The organism is Streptomyces sp. NBC_01334, from assembly GCF_035983595.1.
Lineage (GTDB): Bacteria > Actinomycetota > Actinomycetes > Streptomycetales > Streptomycetaceae > Streptomyces > Streptomyces coriariae.
Genome location: NZ_CP130718.1, coordinates 5,998,676 through 6,018,355, shown reverse-complemented (window position 1 = coordinate 6,018,355; position 19,680 = coordinate 5,998,676). Strand labels below are relative to the sequence as shown.

At 72.7% G+C, this 19,680-nt stretch carries 17 protein-coding genes; 10 read left to right on the top strand and 7 right to left on the bottom strand.

Annotation, left to right across the window (positions count from 1 at the left end; all coding sequences use genetic code 11):
• Positions 1-32 precede the first annotated feature (32 nt).
• Positions 33-899 (top strand): DMT family transporter, encoded by an 867-nt coding sequence (locus tag OG736_RS27100; RefSeq protein ID WP_327187722.1) that lies wholly within the window; start codon positions 33-35, stop codon positions 897-899.
• On the opposite strand, the gene OG736_RS27095 is transcribed toward OG736_RS27100, so the two are convergent.
• The gene (locus OG736_RS27095) at positions 880-1,659 is read right to left on the bottom strand and encodes a DUF3050 domain-containing protein (protein WP_327184718.1); all 780 of its coding nucleotides are present in this window, start codon (positions 1,657-1,659) and stop codon (positions 880-882) included. The genes OG736_RS27100 and OG736_RS27095 overlap by 20 nt on opposite strands.
• Positions 1,660-1,876: 217 nt before the next feature.
• On the opposite strand from OG736_RS27095, the gene OG736_RS27090 reads away from it, so the two are divergent.
• The 6 genes from OG736_RS27090 (at position 1,877) to OG736_RS27065 (ending at position 10,278) form a co-directional block, all read left to right on the top strand.
• Entirely contained in the window at positions 1,877-2,455 is a 579-nt protein-coding gene (locus OG736_RS27090; RefSeq protein ID WP_327184717.1) for a putative antibiotic biosynthesis monooxygenase, read from the top strand.
• 31 nt (positions 2,456-2,486) lie between these two features.
• Positions 2,487-4,916: a chorismate-binding protein gene (locus tag OG736_RS27085; RefSeq protein ID WP_327184716.1), complete on the top strand. Its 2,430-nt coding sequence runs from the start codon at positions 2,487-2,489 to the stop codon at positions 4,914-4,916.
• Complete coding sequence (locus OG736_RS27080; protein ID WP_327184715.1) at positions 4,913-6,631, top strand: AMP-binding protein; 1,719 nt, start codon at positions 4,913-4,915, stop codon at positions 6,629-6,631. The genes OG736_RS27085 and OG736_RS27080 overlap by 4 nt, the downstream gene beginning before the upstream one ends.
• A gap of 65 nt (positions 6,632-6,696) precedes the next feature.
• On the top strand, positions 6,697-8,280 hold the full coding sequence (locus OG736_RS27075) for a class I adenylate-forming enzyme family protein (protein ID WP_327184714.1): 1,584 nt from the start codon (positions 6,697-6,699) through the stop codon (positions 8,278-8,280).
• Complete coding sequence (locus tag OG736_RS27070) at positions 8,277-9,455, top strand: FAD-dependent oxidoreductase (protein WP_327184713.1); 1,179 nt, start codon at positions 8,277-8,279, stop codon at positions 9,453-9,455. The genes OG736_RS27075 and OG736_RS27070 overlap by 4 nt, the downstream gene beginning before the upstream one ends.
• 10 nt (positions 9,456-9,465) lie before the next feature.
• Positions 9,466-10,278, top strand: a complete 813-nt coding sequence (locus OG736_RS27065; RefSeq protein WP_327184712.1) for an aminotransferase class IV — start codon at positions 9,466-9,468, stop codon at positions 10,276-10,278.
• A gap of 99 nt (positions 10,279-10,377) precedes the next feature.
• On the opposite strand, the gene OG736_RS27060 is transcribed toward OG736_RS27065, so the two are convergent.
• Complete coding sequence (locus OG736_RS27060) at positions 10,378-10,863, bottom strand: carboxymuconolactone decarboxylase family protein (protein ID WP_327184711.1); 486 nt, start codon at positions 10,861-10,863, stop codon at positions 10,378-10,380.
• A gap of 22 nt (positions 10,864-10,885) precedes the next feature.
• Positions 10,886-12,328: a MocR-like pyridoxine biosynthesis transcription factor PdxR gene (pdxR, locus tag OG736_RS27055; RefSeq protein WP_327184710.1), complete on the bottom strand. Its 1,443-nt coding sequence runs from the start codon at positions 12,326-12,328 to the stop codon at positions 10,886-10,888.
• A 47-nt stretch (positions 12,329-12,375) separates the two neighbouring features.
• On the opposite strand from pdxR, the gene OG736_RS27050 reads away from it, so the two are divergent.
• The 3 genes from OG736_RS27050 to OG736_RS27040 are packed head-to-tail and all read left to right on the top strand — an operon-like array spanning position 12,376 to position 14,068.
• A complete protein-coding gene (locus OG736_RS27050; RefSeq protein WP_327184709.1) occupies positions 12,376-12,894 on the top strand; it encodes a carboxymuconolactone decarboxylase family protein in 519 nt (172 codons plus the stop codon).
• Entirely contained in the window at positions 12,891-13,334 is a 444-nt protein-coding gene (locus OG736_RS27045; protein ID WP_327184708.1) for a carboxymuconolactone decarboxylase family protein, read from the top strand. The genes OG736_RS27050 and OG736_RS27045 overlap by 4 nt, the downstream gene beginning before the upstream one ends.
• On the top strand, positions 13,331-14,068 hold the full coding sequence (locus tag OG736_RS27040; RefSeq protein WP_327184707.1) for an isocitrate lyase/PEP mutase family protein: 738 nt from the start codon (positions 13,331-13,333) through the stop codon (positions 14,066-14,068). The genes OG736_RS27045 and OG736_RS27040 overlap by 4 nt, the downstream gene beginning before the upstream one ends.
• 3 nt (positions 14,069-14,071) lie before the next feature.
• Here OG736_RS27040 and OG736_RS27035 read toward each other — a convergent pair whose 3' ends face one another.
• The 4 genes from OG736_RS27035 to OG736_RS27020 are packed head-to-tail and all read right to left on the bottom strand — an operon-like array spanning position 14,072 to position 19,659.
• Positions 14,072-15,043, bottom strand: a complete 972-nt coding sequence (locus tag OG736_RS27035; protein WP_327184706.1) for an ABC transporter substrate-binding protein — start codon at positions 15,041-15,043, stop codon at positions 14,072-14,074.
• A 1-nt stretch (position 15,044) separates the two neighbouring features.
• Entirely contained in the window at positions 15,045-16,991 is a 1,947-nt protein-coding gene (locus tag OG736_RS27030; RefSeq protein ID WP_327184705.1) for an ABC transporter permease, read from the bottom strand.
• Positions 16,991-18,121: a quaternary amine ABC transporter ATP-binding protein gene (locus tag OG736_RS27025; protein WP_442817193.1), complete on the bottom strand. Its 1,131-nt coding sequence runs from the start codon at positions 18,119-18,121 to the stop codon at positions 16,991-16,993. Before OG736_RS27025 ends, OG736_RS27030 begins: the two co-directional genes overlap by 1 nt.
• 5 nt (positions 18,122-18,126) lie before the next feature.
• Positions 18,127-19,659, bottom strand: coding sequence for a GMC family oxidoreductase (locus OG736_RS27020; protein ID WP_327184703.1), 1,533 nt, complete (start codon positions 19,657-19,659; stop codon positions 18,127-18,129).
• Positions 19,660-19,680: the final 21 nt, after the last annotated feature.

Below are 19,680 nucleotides of genomic sequence, written 5' to 3'. Positions count from 1 at the left end.
CGTTCCCCTACAGTCCTTTCGTGCTCTTCGGAATGGTGTGCGCCCTCGGCGCGGCGGTCTGCTTCGGTACGGCGACGGTGTTGCAGGCGATGGCGGCGCGGGCGGCCGTGGGCGGGAGCGGCGGGGACGCGGCGCTGCTGCTGCGGGCGGTGCGGGAGTGGCGGTATCTGGCGGGGCTCGCGCTGGACGGGCTGGGGTTCCTGTTCCAGATCGCCGCGTTGCGCTCGGTGCCGATCTACGCCGTGGGGGCGGCCCTCGCGTCGAGCCTGGCGGTGACGGCGGTGGTCGCGGCCCGGCTGCTGCGGGTGCGATTGAGCCGGACCGAGTGGGCGGCGGTGGGGGTGGTGTGCGCGGGGCTGGCGATGCTGGGTCTGGCGGCGGGGACGGAGGGCGAGGAGAGCGGACCGCGGGCGCTGCCGTGGGTGATGCTCGGCGCGGCGGGCGGGGTGCTGCTGCTGGGACTGGCCGGACGGCGGCTGGCCGGGCGCGCACGGGCGCTGGTGCTGGGCCTCGGGGCCGGTTTCGGGTTCGGGGTGGTGGAGGTGGCGGTGCGGCTGATCGACTCGCTCGACCCGTCGGAGCTGCTCACCGACCCGGCGCTGTACGCCCTGCTGCTGGGGGGCGGTGCCGCGTTCCTGCTGCTGACGACGGCTCTCCAGCGGGGGTCGGTGACGACCGCCACGGCCGGGATGGTGATCGGGGAGACGATCGGGCCGGCGCTGGTGGGCGTGGTGTGGCTGGGTGACCGTACCCGGGAGGGGCTCGGCTGGCTGGCCGTGCTCGGCTTCGCCGTCGCCGTGGCGGGAGCGCTGGCGCTGGCCCGGTTCGGGGAGGCGCCCGAAACGGCACCCGCGGCGGAGCCGGCACCGGAGCCGCCGGTCAGGCCATCGCCTCCGTGATGCCGTCCCACAGGCGGGTCCTCGCCTCCAGCGCGAGGGTCGCCGTCTCGACGGCCTCCTGCCAGCGCGTGTCGTCCGTCCCGCACAGGTCGGCGACCATCTGCATGGCCATGGGGGTGTGCTCCTCGCCGTCCACCTCGATGTGGCGGGCCAGGTAGTCGCAGAAGAGCGGGAACCGGTCGGTGCCCTCCTTCTTGATCACCTGGTCGAACATGTCCGGGATGAGGTCCTCCCGGGAGAAGGCGAAGGCGGCGGCCCGGCAGTGCAGCGGCCGGTCGGCGATGATCCGGAAGGTCGTGCGCACGAACTCCGCGGCGGGGGCGGGGGCCTGGGCGACCCGCAGCGCCGACGGCACGTCGTGACCCTCGCCGATCAGCGCGAGGAAGGTGTCGATCCGGGCGGTGTCCGCGTCCGCCTCGGCCATGCCGGCCCGGTACAGCTCGAAGTGGCTGGTGAAGCCGCCGTTCAGCTCGTCGCTCTCCTCGACGAGGACGATGTCGTTGATGAGCCGCCGGCTCACCTCCGAGCCGCGCGGCACCCAGGGGACGTCGACGCAGGTGAGGTCGCGCTGGAGCGACTTGAGCAGGGACATGAAATCCCATACCGCGAACACGTGGTGCGCCATGAAGACCGCCATGTGTTCCCGGCTGCTTATCCGCTGGTAGATCGGATGGGCGGTGACTTCTTTTCGGACCGGTTCTATTGCGGAACGAGCCCTTTCGATTCCCTCATGGGTCAGATTCCAGTCGTACCTGGACATGGTTCTCCTTCGACGGGGGAAATCGATCGTGCACTTCTCTCGGCGCACCGGCAAGCGCTTCCAGGAATCCCGGAGAAGTTACCGGCAGTACCGCTCGACAGAATGAGCCAAGACCGCCGAAAAGGCGGCCAAAAACCACGTTTCGGACAGTCGGCGACAGTTGTAGAAGTTTGAAGAACCTGTGAACGCAAGCGCTCTCTCCCGCGTACTCGACGGTGTGACCAGTAATCCCGTCACCGTCACCGCCGCATATCGCGTGGTGCCGGGCCGCGAGGCCGACTTCCACTCCTGGGGGTGGGCCATGCTGGGCGCGAGCGCACGGCAACCCGGCTTCCTGGGGGGCGGTGTACTTGTCGATGGAGAGGCGGAGTGGCATGTGGTCTATCGCTTCGCGACCGAAGGCACGGCCCGGGCCTGGGAGGACTCGGCCGTCAGGGTCGAGTGGGACGACCGGGCGCTGGGCATCGCCCGACAGACGGACCGCAGAAGCGTGCGCGGCTCCAAGGCCTGGTTCGACGCCCAGACCCCCGCGCCGAAGGCGCCGGCCCCGCCGTCGAAATGGAAGTTATGGTTCGTGAATATGAGCGCGGTTTTCCCGCCAGTGCTCCTCTTCAATCTGATCGTGCTTCCCTATCTCGGTGATCTCAATCCGTTCATTCGCACACTGCTGCTCTGCCTGTGCGTGACGGCGCTGGTCACCTGGATTCTTATGCCTCGCCTTCAGCGTTTCTTCAAGAAATGGCTGTATCCACCGCTCCAGGCGCTTCGCGGACGGCACAAACGACGGACCGCATAGCACCAGAGAACGACCCCAAGGAGGTGGGCGGGTGAAGACCCTGCTCATCGACAATTACGACTCGTACACGTACAACCTGTTCCAGCTGATCGCCGAGGTCAACGGCGAGGAGCCGGTGGTGATCCTCAATGACGCCCCCGCGGACGCCGTTCCCTATATCTCCGCCTTCGACAACGTGGTGGTGTCGCCGGGACCCGGGCATCCGTCGAAGACGCGTGACTTCGGCATCAGCGCCCGAGTGCTCGCCGAGTCCCCGGTGCCGGTGCTCGGGGTCTGCCTCGGCCACCAGGGCATCGCGCACGGGGAGGGCGGCCGGGTGGCACCCGCCCCGGAGCCGCGGCACGGGCATCTGTCGGCCGTCCGCCACGACGGTCGGGACCTGTTCCAGGGGCTGCCGCAGAACTTCACCGCGGTCCGCTACCACTCGCTGTCCGTACGCGAGCCGCTGCCCGACTCCCTGGAGCCGACCGCCTGGGCGGAGGACGGCGTCCTGATGGGACTGCGGCACCGCGAACGGCCCCTGTGGGGCGTGCAGTTCCATCCCGAGTCGGTGCTCACCGAGTACGGCCACCGGATGCTCGTCAACTTCCGGAACCTGACCGCCGAACGGGCCCGCAGGCCACGCACCAAGAACACCGCGGTCACCCCGGCCGCGGCGGCGATGCCGAGCCCCAGGGTGACCGTCCCCCGCCCGCGCCGGGCCGACCGGCCCGCCCTTCGGCTGCACACCCGCCGCATCGCCGAGGCGATCGACGCGGAGGCCGCCTTCACGCGGCTGTACGCCGACTCGCCGCGGGCGTTCTGGCTGGACAGTTCCCGGGTCGAGCGGGGACTCTCCCGCTTCTCGTTCTTCGGCGACGACAGCGGTCCGCTCGCCGAGTTCGTCCGCTACGACGTCGAGGCCGGCCACTGCGAGATCGAGCGGGCGGGACGGCCCACGCGCAAGGTCCGGGCGAGCGTCTTCGACTATCTCAAGCGGCAGCTGGCGAACCGTCGGGTCGACGCCACCGGGCTGCCCTTCGACTTCACCGGCGGCTATGTCGGCTACTTCGGCTACGAGACCAAGGCCGACTGCGGCTCCCCGAACCGGCATCGCGCCACCACCCCGGACGCCTGCTGGCTGTTCGCCGACCGGCTGGTCGCGGTGGACCACGAGAAGGGCTTCACCTACGCGGTCTGTCTGGCGGAGGACACCCCCCAGGCGGCCGGCGAGGCCACCGACTGGCTCGAGACCATGCTGGCCCGGCTCACCTCCCTGCCCGTCGAACCGGACCGGCGGCCACGGCCGACGCCGCCCGGGACGGACGGGACGCCCGGGACGGGTACGACACGGGGTGCGGCCGCACGTGAGGTCGGCGGGCTCGGACCCGGATCGGCGGGAGCCGGGCTCGGCACCGGCGGGACCGAAGTCCGGGCCCGGCTCCGCGCGGCCGGAGGCGGACTCGTGGTCGGACACGGGGTCGGGCGCGGGGACGGCGGGGCGGGCGGCGGACTCGGCGTCGGCGATCACGGGGTCGGTGACGTCGAGCCGTGGCTGGTGCGGGACCGGGAGACATATCTCGCGGACATCGCCGCCTGCCGGCGCGAACTCGCCGAGGGCACCAGTTACGAGATCTGCCTGACCGACGCCGCGGTGTTACCCGCTCCGGACGACGCGTACGGCTTCTACCGGGTGCTGCGCCGGGTCAACCCCGCGCCGTACGCGGCCTTCCTGAGATTCGGCGACCTCGACGTGGTCGGCTCCTCGCCCGAACGGTTCCTGCGGATCACCCGGGACGGTGTCGCCGAGGCCAAGCCCATCAAGGGGACGGCGCCGCGCGGTGCCGGTCCGCTGGAGGACGCCCGGCTCAGGGACGCGCTGGCGGCGGACGCCAAGACCCGTGCCGAGAACCTGATGATCGTCGACCTGCTCCGCAACGACCTGGGGCGGGTCAGCCGGACCGGGACCGTGCGGGTCTCCCGGCTCATGGCCACCGAGACGTACGCCACCGTGCACCAGCTCGTCTCCACCGTCGAGGGCCGGCTGCGCGAGGGCACCGACGCGGTGGACTGTGTGCGCGCCTGCTTCCCCGGCGGTTCGATGACCGGGGCGCCGAAGCAGCGCACCCTGGAGATCATCGACGGTCTCGAGACCGAGGCGCGCGGTGTGTACGCGGGTGCCCTCGGCTATCTGGGGTGCAGCGGCGGCGCGGACCTCAACATCGTCATCCGCACGGCCGTCCTGGCCGACGGTCTGATGCGGATGGGGGCCGGGGGCGCGATCGTCCTGGACTCCGATCCGGCGGCGGAGTACGACGAGATGCTGCTGAAGACGGCCGCGCAGATGCGGGCCCTGCGGGAGCACGGCGCGGCGCTCACCCGGGCGCCCGGGGAGCCGGAGCCGGCCGCGGCACGGGCGGGCGCGGGCCGCTCCCGGGGCACCACCCCCGGCCCGGCCGGTGCGAAGGGGGCCACCCGATGACGCCCCCGCGGTCGACGACGACCTCACAGCCCGCGACCTGGCCGGCCGATGGTCCCCATGGCTCCAGTCGCTCGGGTGGCTCCCGTGAGCAGGGGGTGGGAGTCGGGGTCGGGAATCTCGCCGCGGAGCTTGCCGCGCTCGCCGAGCGGAGTGGGTGGGGTGGGCGGGCCGCGTTTCATCAGGGGCACCAGGTGTGGACCCACGGTGAGGTGCACGAGCTGGGGGCGCGGGCGGCCGGGGTGCTCGCCGAGCTCGGGGTGCGGGCCGGGAACCGGGTGCTGCTGGCACTGCCCGACGGGATCGCATGGGTCGCGGCCTTCCTCGGCGTCGCCCGGCTCGGGGCCGTGGCCGTCCTGGTCAATCCCGAACTGCCCGCGCCCGAGCACACGTTCATGGCCGCGGACGTCGACGCCGTGCTGTGTGTGACCGGGCCGGGTCTCGAGGACCGTTTCCCGGACCGGGCGTGCCTCGGCGCCGACCAGTTCCTCGCGCTCGCCCCCGCCGCCGAGCCGACCGCCGCCCACCCGGTGGACGCGCGGACGCCGCTGTACGTGCAGTACACCTCCGGCACCACGGGCCGCCCGAAGGGGGTCGTGCACACCCACGGCGATCCGGGGGCGTACCACGCCCTCATCGGCCGGCGGCTGCTCGGGATCACCGAGGAGGACGTCACGCTGTCGGTGTCGAAGCTGTACTTCGCGTACGGCTTCGGCAACGCCTTCGTCTTCCCGCTCTTCTCCGGCTCCAGTGCCGTCCTGGTCGACCGGCGGCCGACACCGGCCGCCGTCGACGAACTCGTCGCCCGGCACCGGGTGAGCCTGCTGTACTCCGTGCCGTCGGCGTACGCGGCGCTGGTCGCCGACCGGGGCAGCGGTCACGCGGCCTGTTTCGCCTCGGTGCGCGCCGCGGTGTCGGCCGGCGAGGGCCTGCCGGACGGGCTCGGCGGACAGATCACCGAGCTGCTCGGCGCACCGGTGCTGGAGCAGATCGGTTCGACCGAGGCCGGTCACGCCTTCTGCGCCAACAGTCTCGGCCACGACCGTCCGGGCACCGTCGGGCGTCCCGTGCCGGGCTTCGAGGTGGAGCTGCGCGACCGCGCCGGGCGGCCGGTGCCGGACGGTACGGAAGGGGAGCTGTGGGTGCGCGGACCGACGGTGACACCCGGATACCTGAACCGGCCCGAGGAGACGCGGCGCACGCTGGTCGGCGGCTGGCTGGCCACCCACGACCGGGCACGCCGCGAGCCGGACGGCACCTACCGGCACCTGGGCCGCACCGACGACATGGAGATGGTCGGCGGGATCACCGTCTCCCCGCTGGAGGTGGAGGCCGTCCTGCGCACCCACCCGGCGGTCCGCGAGGTCGCGGTCGCCGCCGTCCCGGACGGGCAGGGCCGCACCCGCCTGCGCGCCTTCGTCGTCCCGACCACACCGACCGCCCCCACAACCCCCGTCACCCCGACCACCTCGACCGCTCCCCCGGACCCACCTGCCCCACCCGGCCCGCCCGGGCCCCTCGGATCCGCCGGACCCACCGGTCCCGCCGGACCCACCGGTCCCACCGGGCTCGCGCGGCTGGAGGCCGAGCTCGTCGCACTCGCGCGGGAGCGGCTCGCCGCGTTCAAGGTGCCGCGGGGTGTCAGCTTCGTCGCGTCGCTGCCCCGTACTCCCACCGGCAAGCTCCGTCGGCACCTGGTGCGCCAGGGGGCGTGGTGACCGCGTCCGCATCCCCGTCCATGTCCCCGCCTGTGTCCCCGTCCGTGTCCGAGAGGAACAGCCACATGTCGCAGCAACCCCTGCTCGCCGATCGCGGGTTCTACCTGGGTCCGTTGTTCCGGCGGGCTGCCGACCGGCACGGAGCCGTCTTCGTCACGTTGGACCGGCCGCTGGACACCCACCCCTCCCTCGGGGTCGACCTCGACTACCGGAAGCTGGCCGACGTGGTCGAGGAGTTGTCGGGCCGGCTGTGGGCGGCCGGGGTACGGCCCTCGGAACAGGTGGTCGTCCACAAGACGGACAACGTCGACATCGTGCTGCTGACCTGCGCGGTCTCCCGTATCGGCGCGGTCCCCGTGCTCCTCTCCCCCGGTCTGGCCGGTCCGGTCGTCGGGCAGCTGCTCGAACGGCTGCGGCAGCCCTGGCTGATCACCGACCGGGCCAAGCTGGAGGGGCCACTGAAGGACGCCGGCCTCGCCTCGCAGGTGCGCCGGACCCTCTCCGTCGACGACGCGCCCGGCGCCGAGCCCCTGGCGAAGTACGCCGGCGCCGAGCCGCCCGCTCCCGTACGGCTGCACCCGCGTGAGCCCGCCCTGATCACCCACAGCTCGGGCACGACCGGGGTCCCCAAGCTGGCCGTGCACTGCCCGAACACCATGTGGAACCGGCTGGTGCCGCAGAAGGCGATGGGCTGGCCCACCCGGGGCGAGACCGCCGCGCTGCACATGTCGTTCGTGCACTCGCGCTTCTATCACCTGCTCGGCGTCCTGCTGCACTTCGGCAGCCCGCTGGTGCTGATCACCGACCCGGAGCCGGCGAGCGTGGGACCGCTGCTGGCCCGGCACCGCCCCGGCATCGTCGAGACCCACCCCAACACCTTCGTGCTGTGGGAGGAGTTGGCCGACGCGCCCGGAGCTCCGCTGTCCCGGGTGAAGTCGTACGGCTCCACCTTCGACGCGATCCATCCGCGCACCGTACGACGGCTGCTGGGCGCCTCGCGTCGGCGGGCGCCGTGGCTGATCCAGCTGTACGGGCAGAGCGAGACCGGGCCCGTGGCGTTCCAGTGGTTCACCCGGCGCAGCGCGGAACGGGCGGACGGGCGGCGGGTGGGGATCGGGATCCCCGGCTTCACCCGGGTCCGGATCGCGGACCCCGACGGCAGGCCGGTCGCGCCCGGCACTGCCGGGCGGATCGAGGCCCGCACCAGGGGCCGCATCCTCACCTACCTCGGCGCGCGGGCGCAGTACGAGCGTCAACTCGACGGCGGCTGGTGGCAGATGGGCGACATGGGGTACATGAGCCGCCTGGGCGCGCTGCATCTGATCGACCGGGAGGTCGACCGGATCGACGCCGTGCACAGCAATCTGGCGGTCGAGGACGCGCTGATGGAGCGGCTGGAGGAACTCCGCGAGGTGGTGATCGTGGCCGGCGCGGACCGTGAGCCGGTGCCGGTGGTGTGCGTGCGGGGCGAACAGCCGCTCGACCCGGAGCGCTGGCGGGAGGCGACCGCCGATCTGCCCGCGATGGCCGAGCCGCGCCAGTGGCGGTTCGAGGAGCTGCCGATGACGGCGACCTGGAAGGTGAAGCGGGTGGAGATCACCCGGATGCTGACGCAGCTGACACAGACCCCGGCGAGCGTGCGCGCGTGAATCCCGTGATCGTGGTGGGCGCGGGTCCGGTCGGTCTCTCGGCCGCGCTGGCCCTGCGCGGGCACGGGCTGCCGGTCGTGCTCCTGGAGGCGGACCCCGCCGGCCGTGAACGGCCGGGCAGCCGGGCCCTGTTCGTGCACCGGGAGACCCTGCGGCTGCTCGACGGGATGTCCCCGGGCCTGGCCGCCGAGATCACGGCGTACGGCCGGACGTGGCACACCCGGCGCACCCTCTACCGGGGCCGCGAGGTGTACGCGCGCACCTTCCCGCCCCCGTCCGGGCTGCCGCCCTTCACGAGCCTGCGCCAGCTCGACACCGAGCGCTTCCTGCGTGCCGCGTGCGAGCGGGCCGGGGTGGACTTCGTCTGGGACGCGCGGATCGAGGACGTCCGCACCTCCGGGTCGGGTGTCACGCTCGTCGGCGAGGACGGACGGGAGTGGGGCGCGGGGTACGTCGTCGCCGCCGACGGGGCCCGCTCGGCCGTCCGGGGCGGGCTGGGCATCCTCCTGGAGGGCGTGCGCGGCGAGGGCTTCCATGTCGTCGTCGACGTGGCGGACGTGCCGGGCGCCGAGCTGCCGCTGGAGCGGGTCTTCCATTACGAGCATCCGGGCGTCGGGGGCCGCAGTGTGATGCGGGTGCCGTTCACCGGCGGCTTCCAGGTGGACCTCCAGTGCCGCGACGACGACCCGGAGGAGGCCTTCGGCACCGAGGACGCCGTGCGGGAGTGGCTGCCCGGGGTGGTGGGCGACGGGTACGCCGACCGGATCCTGTGGGTGTCCACGTACCGCTTCCTGCGCAAGGTCGCGGCCTCCTTCACGGACCCGCACGGGCGGGTGCTGCTCGTCGGCGAGGCCGCGCATCTCTTCCCGCCGTTCGGCGCGCGTGGCATGAACAGCGGGATCGCCGACGCGGCGGCGGCCGCGCAGGCCGTGGCCGCCGGGACGCCGGAGGCGGCGGCCGCGTTCGCGGAGGTACGGCGGGCCGCGGGGCTGTTCAACAGCGAGGCCGCCGGACTGGCCCTGGAACATCTGCGGCCACGGCGTCGGACCGTGCGGCTCAGACAGCGCGCGGCGGCGGCCCTCGCGCCCGTGCTGCCCTCGTGCGGCTCATGGCTGGAGCACGCGCCGTACGGACCCCGGGGCGGGGCGCCGGCGGTGGCGGGCGGGAAGTACTGAGGAGGACCGAGTGGGTGCACGACTGACCGTCGGTGAGGGGCTGTCGACGTGGACGCCCGGCCGCGGGCTGACCGTCGCCGCGGAATCCGTGACGGACGGGCCGCTGCTCGTCGCGGACTCGTGGCTGGTCCGCGAGGGCCGGGTGCGCGGGTACGGCCGGCACCGGGAGCGGTTTCTGCGGGCCTGCGCGGAGTGCGGCGGCCCGGGGCCGCGCCGGCTCGTCGAGTTCTGGCAGGACGTGACCGCGGCGCTGCCGCGCACCGGCGACTGGTTCCCGCGGGTGGAACTCACGGCCGGTTCAGCCGGTTCCCGGGAGTTGAGACTGCGGCTGCGGCCCGCCCCGCCGCTCGGCACGGAGGTGCGCCTCTGGTCCGTCGGCCAGCCGGACCGGCGGACCGCTCCCCTCCGCAAGGGCCCGGACCTGGACGTCCTGGCCCGGGTGCGGGGGCGGGCGATCGACGAAGGGGCGCAGGAAGGGGTGCTGGTCGGTCCGTCCGGGGTGGTGCTGGAGTCGGCCACCGCGAGCGTGCTGTGGTGGGAGGACGACACCCTGTGCCTGCCGCCGCCCCGGCTGCCCGTCCTGCCCGGAGTGACCGTGGGACTCGTCCGGGAGCGGGCCGTACGGTCCGGGATCACCGTCGCCCACCGCGAGCGGACCCTCGCCGAGCTGGACGGCCGGGAGGTGTGGACAGTGAACGCGCTGCACGGGCTGCGACCGGTGACGAGCTGGATCGGTGAGCCGATGACAGCCGGGCCCGCGGTACGGGCGCCGGAATGGCGGGAATGGCTGGAGGGACTGCCGGAGCCGCTTCCGGATCAATAGAGAACCGAGCGAAGAAACAAAAGGACGGGCATCGGCGAATACCGCAGATGCCCCGATTCCGCATGGCCCGGAAATGCTTTTCCCGGATGGTGCCCGGAATTATTTCTTGGCCGGCTGGTAGGCCCCCGGCACCATACGCGTCGCAATGGCGATCCGGTTGTACGCGTTGATGACCGTGGCCGCCCAGATCAGCGCCGCCACCTGGGCCTCGTCGAAGACCTCGGCGGCCTCGGCGTACACCGCGTCCGGCACCTGCCCGTCGTGCACCAGGGTCACCGCCTCGGTCAACGCCAGTGCGGCGCGCTCCCGGACGCTGAAGAAGGGGGTCTCCCGCCAGGCGTTCAGCGCGTAGATCCGCTGCTCGGCCTCGCCCTGGGCGCGGGCGTCCCTGGTGTGCATGTCGAGGCAGAACGCGCAGCCGTTGAGCTGTGAGGCGCGGATCCTGACCAGTTCCAGGATCTCGGGTTCGACCTTGGCGTCCTGGGCGGCGGAAACGGCGGCGCCGTGCAGGGATCCCATCGCGGCGGAAACATCGGGGGTTATTTTCTTGAGGGCCACGCGGGACACGGAATTGTTGTTCGTCATGGGGAGACTGTATCCGGGAAATCTATCCGGGAAAAGGAATTCCCGAGCCGTTCTCACCGAAAGGAAGCGCCGCGCACAACGCGTCCAGCGCGCCGGACCAGGCGTGGTCCGGCGGGGTCCCGTAACCGACGACCAGGGCGTCGAGGGGCTCGGTGACCGCGTCGGGGTGGCGGTGGCGGGGGGTGAGGCCGTCGACCGCGAGGCCCTGGTAGGCCGCCGCCCGCACGACCGCCTCCTCCGCGCCGGGCGGCAGCCGCAGCACGGCGTGCAGGCCCGCCGCGATACCGGTGACGCGGATCGCGGGGGCGTGCGCGGCCAGGGCCGCGACCAGCGCGTCACGGCGTCGGCGGTAGCGGGTGCGCGCCGCCCGGACATGACGGTCGTACGCGCCCGACGTGATGAACTCCGCCAGCGTCAACTGGTCCAGCACGCCCGAGGTGTCCACCCCGCCCTTGGCCGCCAGCACCTCCTCCGTGACGTCCGGCGGCAGCGCCATCCAGCCCAGGCGCAGGCCGGGAGCCAGTGACTTGCTCGCGGTGCCCAGGTACACCACGTGGTCGGGGTCCAGGCCCTGGAGGGCACCGACGGGCTGGCGGTCGTAGCGGAACTCGCCGTCGTAGTCGTCCTCCAGGACCAGCCCGCCGGTGTGCCGCGCCCAGTCCACGACGGCCGCCCGCCGGTCGTGGTGCAGCGGCACGCCCATCGGGAACTGGTGGGCGGGGGTGAGCAGGACCGCCCCTGCGCCCTTCGACGGCCCTGGGTCCGTCAACAGCCCCGTGTCCGTGCCGCGTTCGTCGACGGGCAGCGCGGTCATGGCCAGCCCGGCCGCCGCCAGCAGCCTCCAGTGCTCGTCCAGGCCGTACGAGTCGACGGCGATCGTGCGCACCCCGCGCGCCCGCAGGACGGTGCTGAGCAGTCTCAGGCCGTGCGCGAACCCGGCGCACACCACGATGCGTTCGGGGTCGGCGCGCACGCCGCGGGCACGGGCGAGGTAGCCGGCGAGGGCGGTGCGCAGTTCGACCCGGCCGCGGGGATCGCCGTAGCCGAGGGCGTCGGAGGGGGCGGCGGTGAGGGCGCGGCGGGCCGCCCTGAGCCACTCGGCGCGCGGGAAGGACCCGAGGTCGGGGGTGCCGGGGCGCAGGTCGTAGGCGGGCCGGCGGCGCTCGGGGCGAGGGGGCGCCCCGCCCGACGGCGGCACGACCCGACGCTCGGCCACCCGCGTGCCCGAGCCCTGGCGGGCGGTGAGCCAGCCCTCGGCGACGAGGTCGGCGTAGGCGTCGGCGACCGTGTTGCGGGCGATGCCCAGGTCGGCGGCGAGCGAGCGCGAGGAGGGGAGCCTGGTGCCGGCGGGCAGCCGGCCGCTGCGGACGGCCTCGCGCAGGGCGTCGGTCAGGCCCCGGCGCAGGTGCGGTCCGGTCGGTTCCAGATGGAGGTCGACGCCGAAAGTGGCCCAGGATCTTGCCATGGAAATGGACCATACCCCTGGGCTGCCCCGCTCCTAGGGTCGAGGACATGACGACGCACGCAGACCCCACGACCACCGACGAACAGGTTCTCTACGCTCCCGAGCACACCCCCCGGCTGAACTGGTCCGCGCACGCCCCCGAGGTGCTCAAGGCGATGCTCCGGCTCGACGCCGCCGCCCGTAAGGGCCTCGACCCGAAGCTGGTCGAGCTGGTGAAGGTCCGCGCCTCGCAGATCAACCACTGCGCGCTCTGCGTCGACATGCACAGCAAGGACGCGCTGGCGGCGGGCGAGAGCGTCGAGCGGATCATCCAGCTCAGCGCGTGGGAGGAGTCGGCGCACTTCTACACCGAGAAGGAGCTGGCGGCGCTGGCCCTGACGGAGGCGGTGACCGTCCTGACGGAGGGCTTCGTGCCCGACGAGGTGTACGAGCGGGCCGCCGAGCACTTCGAGGAGGCCGAGCTGGCGCAGCTGATCGCCGCGATCACGGTGATCAACGCGTGGAACCGGTTCGGCGTGACCTGCCGCCTGGTGCCGGGCCACTACCGGCCGGGTCAGCACGCATGAGCCGTACGAACCTCCTCGACCGCGAGGTCGGCCGGGCCATGTCCACGCTCAGCGCGGCCGCGAAGCAGGGTCTCGGCGACCCCGCGCTCGCCGAGCTCGTGGTGATCCGCGCCTCGCAGCTCAACCACTGCGCGTTCTGCCTCGACATGCACCTCACGATCGCCCGCGAGCACGGGGTGAGCGCCAAGCAGCTCGATCTGCTGAGCGCGTGGGAGGAGGCGGGGGACGTCTACGACGAGCGGGAGCGGGCCGCGCTCGCGCTCACCGAGGCGGTGACCGTCCTGACGGAAGGCTTCGTGCCCGACGAGGTGTACGAGCGGGCGGCCCGGCACTTCGACGCCCCGCGGCTCGCCCACCTCGTCGCGCTGATCACCGCCATCAACAGCTGGAACCGGGTGATGGTCGCCCGCCGTATCCCGCCCGGGGGTTACACGCCATGAGCGAGGTGGACGGCGTGAGCAAGGTGGACGGCTTCCGTCGGCTGCACCTCGGCCGGCTGCCGGACGACCCTCTCGTGCTGCCCGGCCCCTGGGACGCGGCCGGCGCCCGGGTGTTCGCCGAGGCCGGGTTCCCGGCGCTCGCCACGCCCAGCGCGGGCATCGCCGCCTCCCTCGGGTACGCGGACGGGCTGACCCCGGCCGACGAGATGTTCGCGGCGGTCGCCCGGATCGCCCGGGCGGTGGACGTGCCGGTGTCGGCGGACGTGGAGGGCGGGTACGGGCTGCCCCCGAAGGAGCTGGTGGAACGGCTGCTGGAGACGGGTGCGGTCGGCTGCAACCTGGAGGACTCGGTCGACGGCGTCCTCAAGGACCCGCACGAGCACGCCGAGTGGCTGGCCGAGGTGCGGCGGGCGGCGGGCGACCGGCTGTTCGTCAACGCGCGCGTCGACACCTTCGCGTACGGCGACGGGGACCCGGACGACGCCATCGGACGGGCGGCGGCGTACGTGGCGGCGGGCGCCGACTGCGTCTATCCGATCGGCGCCCCGGCGGCCGTCCTGCCGTTGCTGCGGTCCGGGACGCAGGGGCCGCTGAACGTGTTCGCGCAGGTCGGCGCGGGCCCCTCGCCCACCGCACTCGGTGAACTCGGGGCCACCCGCGTCACGTTCGGACCGGGACTCCAGCAGCGGGCGATGGTCCTTCTGCGGGATCTCGCCACCGAGCTGAGGCCGTGACCGTCAGGACAGCCACGCCTTCCACGTCGACGCGTGGCTGTCCACCCACTTCTTGGCGGCCGCCTCCGGAGTGAGCTTCTGGTCCGCGATCATCAGGGACACCTCGTTCTGGTCCTCCGTCGTCCACTTGAACTTCTTCAGGAAGGCGGCCGCCTTGCCGCCGTCCTTCGAGAAGTCCGCGTTGAGGTACTTCTGGAGCGGGGTGTGCGGGTAGCCGCAGGCCACCTTGTCCGGCTCCGCGTCGCAGCCCTCCTTGTAGGCGGGCAGCTTCACCTCGGTCATCGGGACCTTCTCGAAGAGCCACTGCGGGGCGTACCAGTAGGTGAGGAAGGGCTTCTTCTCCTTGGCGAACTGCCGCATCTGGGTGATCTGGGCGGCCTCGGAACCGGCGAAGACGACCTGGTAGTCGAGCTTCAGGTTCTGCACCAGGGCCTTGTCGTTGGTGACGTAGGACGGGGAGCCGTCCATGAGCTGGCCCTTGCCGCCGCTCTCGGCGGTGCGGAACTGCGACGCGTACTTGTTCAGGTTCTTCCAGTTCGTGACGTCCGGGTGCTGCTTGGCGAAGTACGTCGGGACGAACCAGCCGATGTGCCCGGTGACGCCGAGGTCGCCGCCGCGCGCGATCGTCTTCTTGTCGTCGACGTAGCGCTGCTCCTGGTCGGGGTGGCCCCAGTCCTCCAGGATCGCGTCGACCCGGCCCTGGCTGAGCGCGTCCCAGGCGGGCACCTCGTCGACCTGGACGGTGTCGACGCGGTAGCCGAGCTTGTGTTCCAGGAGGTACTGGGCGACGGCCACGTTGGCCTGCGCGCCCACCCAGGACTGGACCGAGAGGGTCACGGTCTTGGCGCCCTGCGCGTTGGCGAAGGGCGACGCCTGCTTGGTCATGTCGGCGGCGCCGCAGCCGGTCAGCAGCAGGAGCGCCGACGCCCCGGCGGTCATGGCAGTCGTACGAAGCCGCAGGTCACGAAGTCGCATGTCACGCTCCCTTCTTCACGCGGCGGTCGGCCGGCTGGGTCACCCGGTCGAGCATCAGGCCGAGGCAGACGATCGCGGCGCCGGCCACCAGACCGGTGGCGAGGTCGCCCTGGGCGAGCCCGAACACGGCGTCGTAGCCGAGCGCGCCGCCGCCGACCAGACCGCCGATGATGACGACGGCGAGGACGAGGACCACGCCCTGGTTCACGGCCAGCAGCAGCGCGGGCCGGGCGAGCGGGAGCTGGACCTGGCGCAGCTGCTGCGCACCGGTCGCGCCGAGGGACCGCGCGGACTCCATCGCCGCCGGGTCCACCTGGCGCAGGCCCTGCGTGGTGATGCGGACGACGGCGGGCAGCGCGTAGACGACGGCCGCCGCGACGGCGGGGGCGCGGCCGACGCCGAACAGGGCGACGACCGGGATCAAATACACGAACTGCGGCATCGTCTGGAACACGTCCAGGACCGGGCGCAGCACCTGTTCGACGCGGTCGCTGCGGGCGGCGGCGATGCCGGTCGCGAAGCCGAGGACGAGGGTGACGGCGACGGCGGCCAGCACCTGGGAGAGGGTGTCCAGGGACGGTTCCCACACGCCGAGCACACCGGTCGCGGCCAGCGCGAGGACGGCGGTCAGCGCGGTGCGCCAGGTGCCGATCGGCCAGGCGATCGCGGCGACCAGCAGCAGCACGGCCCACCAGGGCAGGCCCTGGAGGCCGGCCCTGAGGGGGTCGAGGACCCAGGTGGTGAAGTGGCCGGCCCAGTCGGCGGTGCCGCCGATCACGGGCACCCCGGAGTAGAGGTGGTCGGTCATCCAGTCGACGGCGTCGTTGACCGGGGCGGCGATGCTCACCGTCCAGGCGTCGGGCCAGTCGAGCCGGCCGACCGCGCGCCCGGCGAGCGCCACGGCCACGGCGGCGCCGGCGGCGTAGAGCCAGCCGGCCCGGTGGCTGCCCGGTTCGCCGTCGCCGGCACGGCCCGCGGCGGCCGTGACGCGGTCCAGGACGACCGCGAGGAGCACGATCGGGATACCGGCGGCGAGGGCGGCACCCACGTCGACCGAGGCCAGTGCCTGGTAGACGCGGTCACCGAGGCCGCCCGCGCCGATCACCGACGCGATGACCGCCATGCCCAGCGCCATCATGATCGTCTGGTTGAGGCCGAGGAGGAGTTCCTTGCGGGCCAGCGGGATCCGGGCGGTCAGCAGGCGTTGCCGGGCGGTCGCGCCCAGCGACTCCACCGCTTCCAGGACCTCCTTGTCGGCGCCGCGCAGTCCGAGCGCGGTGAGCCGGGCCATGGGCGGGGCTGCGTAGACGACGGTGGCCAGGACGGCCGCCGGGACGCCGATGCCGAAGACGAGCACGACCGGGAGCAGGTAGGCGAAGGCGGGCAGTACCTGCATGGTGTCGAGGATCGGGCGCAGACCGCGGTCCAGGCGCGCGGAGAGACCGCCGGCCAGGCCGAGCACCACGCCCACCACGACCGACACGAGGACGGCGACGATCATCAGGGCCAGTGTCTGCATGGTCGGCACCCACATGCCGAGCAGGCCGCAGGCCAGGAAGGCGGCCGCCGTGCCGAGCGCGAGCCGCACCCCGGCCACCCGCCAGGCGACCAGTGCGGCCGCCGCGGTGACCCCGGCCCAGCCCGCGCCGAGCAGCACCAGGTACACGGCGCGCACCGAGAGGACCACGCCGTTGCTGAGGTAGCCGAAGAAGTAGAGGAACAGGGGGTTGCTGTCGCGGTTGTCGACGATCCAGTCGCTGGCGCCGGTGAGCGGGTCGGTCAGGTCGACGGTGAGCGCGTGCGGCCAGGTGCCGCTGGACCACCGGGCGTTGGCCAGGGGGACGAGGATCGCGGCCGCGAGCGCGAGCATCAGGAGCTTGCGGACGGCCTGGTGTTTGAGGAAGCCCGGAAGGGCGACCCGGGGGGCGGGTGTGGTCAGCGTGGCCATCAGACCGCCTCCTTACGGGGCTCCGTTCCGACGGCGACGGATCCGGGCCCCCGTCCGGCCGGGACGGCTGCGGGGCCCGTGCCGGCCACCACGCCGAGCAGTCCCTCGTGGTCGACGACGCCCAGGCAGCGGGCCGAGTCCATGACCCGTACCGGGACGCCCGCCCGGGCGACCGCCTCGATGGCCTGGGACACCGTGGCGTCCGGGGACACGGCCGGGCCGGTGCCCGCCTCCTCCAGGGACGCGGGCCGCATGGCCGTACGCACCGTCAGGACCTGCTCGCGCGGTACGTCACGGACGAACTCGCGGACGTAGTCGTCGGCCGGGGAGCCCACGATCTCCTCGGGCGTGCCCAGCTGCACGACCTCGCCGTCGCGCATCAGGGCGATCCGGTCGCCCAGCTTCAGCGCCTCGCTGAGGTCGTGGGTGATGAAGACCATCGTGCGGCCCTCCTCGCGGTGCAGCCGGACGACCTCCTCCTGCATGTCGCGCCGGATGAGCGGGTCGAGGGCGCTGAAGGGCTCGTCGAAGAGGAGCACCTCCGGGTCGACGGCCAACGCGCGGGCCAGGCCGACGCGTTGCTGCTGGCCGCCGGAGAGCTGGGCGGGCCTGCGCTGTTCCATGCCGTCCAGGCCGACCTTGTCGACGACCTCCTTGGCGCGGGCGCGTCGCTCGGCGCGGCCCATGCCCTGGATCTCCAGGCCGTAGGCCACGTTGTCGAGGACCGTGCGGTGCGGGAGCAGGCCGAAGTGCTGGAAGACCATCGCGGCGCGGTGCCGGCGCAGTTCGCGCAGCCGGGTGCGGTCCATCGCACGGACGTCCTCGCCGTCGACGACGATGGTGCCGGCCGTCGGCTCGATCAGCCGGGTCAGACAGCGCACCAGGGTGGACTTGCCGGAGCCGGACAGGCCCATGACGACGAAGACCTCGCCCTTGCGCACGTCGAAGGAGACGTTGCGGACGGCGGCGGTGCAGCCGGTGCGGGAGCGGAGTTCGGCGGGCGGGAGCGCGGCGAGCTCGGGGTCGGCCGGGACGCTCTCGGACTTGGGTCCGAAGACCTTCCAGAGGCCGTCCACCGAGAAGACGGGGGCTCCGGTGTCCGCGGTGGGCGGCTTACGGGTGGCGGGCATGATCGTCATCGCGCATCGTCTCCGATCAGGTCGACGGCTTTCTCGCCGATCATGAGCACCCCGATCATGGGGTTCACGGCGGTCATGGTGGGGAACACGGAGGCGTCCGCGATGCGGATGCCGTCCAGGCCTCGGATCCGCAACCGTGGGTCCACCACGGCCAGTTCGTCGTCCTCGGCGCCCATGCGGCAGGTGCCCGCGGGGTGGTAGACGGTGTGTGCGACCTTGCGGGCGTACTCGCTCAGTTCCTCGTCGCCCGTGATGTCCGGGCCCGGCGCCACCTCGCGCTTGAGCCAGCCGGCCAGCGGCTCGGTCTTCGCGATCTCGCGGGCGATCCTGATCCCGTCGACGAGGGTGCGGCCGTCGTAGTCGTCCTCGTCGGTGAAGTAGCGGAAGTCGAGGGCGGGCTTCACGGACGGGTCCGCGCTCTCCAGGTAGAGCCGGCCGCGGGACTTCGGCTTGGGGATGTTGGGGGTCATCGAGACGCCGTACGGCGGGCGTTCGTAGCCCAGGCGTTCCGGGTTGTCCGTGAAGGGGACCTGGTAGAAGTGGAACATCAGGTCGGGGCCCTGGTGGGCGGGGTCGCGGCGCACGAAGAGACCGGCGTCGGAGTCCATCGCGGAGTTCTCCGGGAGCGGCCCGTGGGTCTCCCAGACGATCACCGACTCGGGGTGGTCGAGGAGGTTCTCGCCGACGCCGGGCAGGTCGAGCACGACGGGTATGCCGAGCGCGTCCAGGTCGGCCTTCGGGCCGATGCCGGAGTGCAGGAGGAGGCGCGGCGAGTCGACGGCGCCCGCGCACAGCACGACCTCACGGCGGGCCCGTACGAGGATCTCCTCGCCGTCCTTCGTGCGGACGTGCACGCCTTCCGCGCGGGTGCCGTCGAGCTCCAGCCGGTGGGCCCAGCTCTCCAGCAGGATCGTCAGGTTGGGCCGCTCGTCCATCACCGGGTGCAGATAGGCCACCGAGGCGCTCGACCGCTTGTTGGTCTCCGGGTGGTAGGCGAGGTCGAAGAAGCCGACGCCGTCGTCGAAGGGCTTGCTGTTGAAGCCCTCGACCCGCGGCACTCCGGTGGCCTGCCGAGCGGCCTCGACGAAGTCGCGGGCGATGGCGTTCCGGTCCTTCTCGTCGACCGGGACGATGTTGTTCAGCAGGCGCGCGTAGTACGCCTCCATCGGGACCGCGCCCCATCCCCGGGCGCCGGCCGCCTCCCACTCGTCGAAGTCGGACGGCAGCGGCTTGAAGGCGATGAGCGTGTTGTGGGAGGAGCACCCGCCGAGGACGCGGGCGCGGCTGTGCCGGATGTGGGAGTTGCCGCGCGGCTGCTCGGTGGTCGGGTAGTCGTAGTCGAGCTCGCCACCGAGCAGGCCCATCCAGCGGCGCAGGGTGAGGACGTCGTCGCGGCCGACGTCGCTGGGGCCGCCCTCGATGACGGCGACGGTGGTGTCCGGGTTCTCGGTCAGCCGGGAGGCGATGACAGAACCGGCGGTTCCGCCTCCGATGACGACATAGTCGTAGACATGTGCGTTCTCTGGCATGGGGGGTACTCCAGGGGCGTG

What these genes read in the sequence shown, in the direction of transcription:
- OG736_RS27100 (WP_327187722.1), top strand. Translation starts at nt 33, where the DNA reads ATGGTGTGCGCCCTCGGCGCGGCGGTCTGCTTCGGTACGGCGACGGTG.
- OG736_RS27095 (WP_327184718.1), bottom strand. Translation starts at nt 1,659, where the DNA reads ATGTCCAGGTACGACTGGAATCTGACCCATGAGGGAATCGAAAGGGCT.
- OG736_RS27080 (WP_327184715.1), top strand. Translation starts at nt 4,913, where the DNA reads ATGACGCCCCCGCGGTCGACGACGACCTCACAGCCCGCGACCTGGCCG.
- OG736_RS27075 (WP_327184714.1), top strand. Translation starts at nt 6,697, where the DNA reads ATGTCGCAGCAACCCCTGCTCGCCGATCGCGGGTTCTACCTGGGTCCG.
- OG736_RS27060 (WP_327184711.1), bottom strand. Translation starts at nt 10,863, where the DNA reads ATGACGAACAACAATTCCGTGTCCCGCGTGGCCCTCAAGAAAATAACC.
- pdxR (WP_327184710.1), bottom strand. Translation starts at nt 12,328, where the DNA reads ATGGCAAGATCCTGGGCCACTTTCGGCGTCGACCTCCATCTGGAACCG.
- OG736_RS27050 (WP_327184709.1), top strand. Translation starts at nt 12,376, where the DNA reads ATGACGACGCACGCAGACCCCACGACCACCGACGAACAGGTTCTCTAC.
- OG736_RS27045 (WP_327184708.1), top strand. Translation starts at nt 12,891, where the DNA reads ATGAGCCGTACGAACCTCCTCGACCGCGAGGTCGGCCGGGCCATGTCC.
- OG736_RS27040 (WP_327184707.1), top strand. Translation starts at nt 13,331, where the DNA reads ATGAGCGAGGTGGACGGCGTGAGCAAGGTGGACGGCTTCCGTCGGCTG.
- OG736_RS27035 (WP_327184706.1), bottom strand. Translation starts at nt 15,043, where the DNA reads ATGCGACTTCGTGACCTGCGGCTTCGTACGACTGCCATGACCGCCGGG.
- OG736_RS27030 (WP_327184705.1), bottom strand. Translation starts at nt 16,991, where the DNA reads ATGGCCACGCTGACCACACCCGCCCCCCGGGTCGCCCTTCCGGGCTTC.
- OG736_RS27025 (WP_442817193.1), bottom strand. Translation starts at nt 18,121, where the DNA reads ATGCCCGCCACCCGTAAGCCGCCCACCGCGGACACCGGAGCCCCCGTC.
- OG736_RS27020 (WP_327184703.1), bottom strand. Translation starts at nt 19,659, where the DNA reads ATGCCAGAGAACGCACATGTCTACGACTATGTCGTCATCGGAGGCGGA.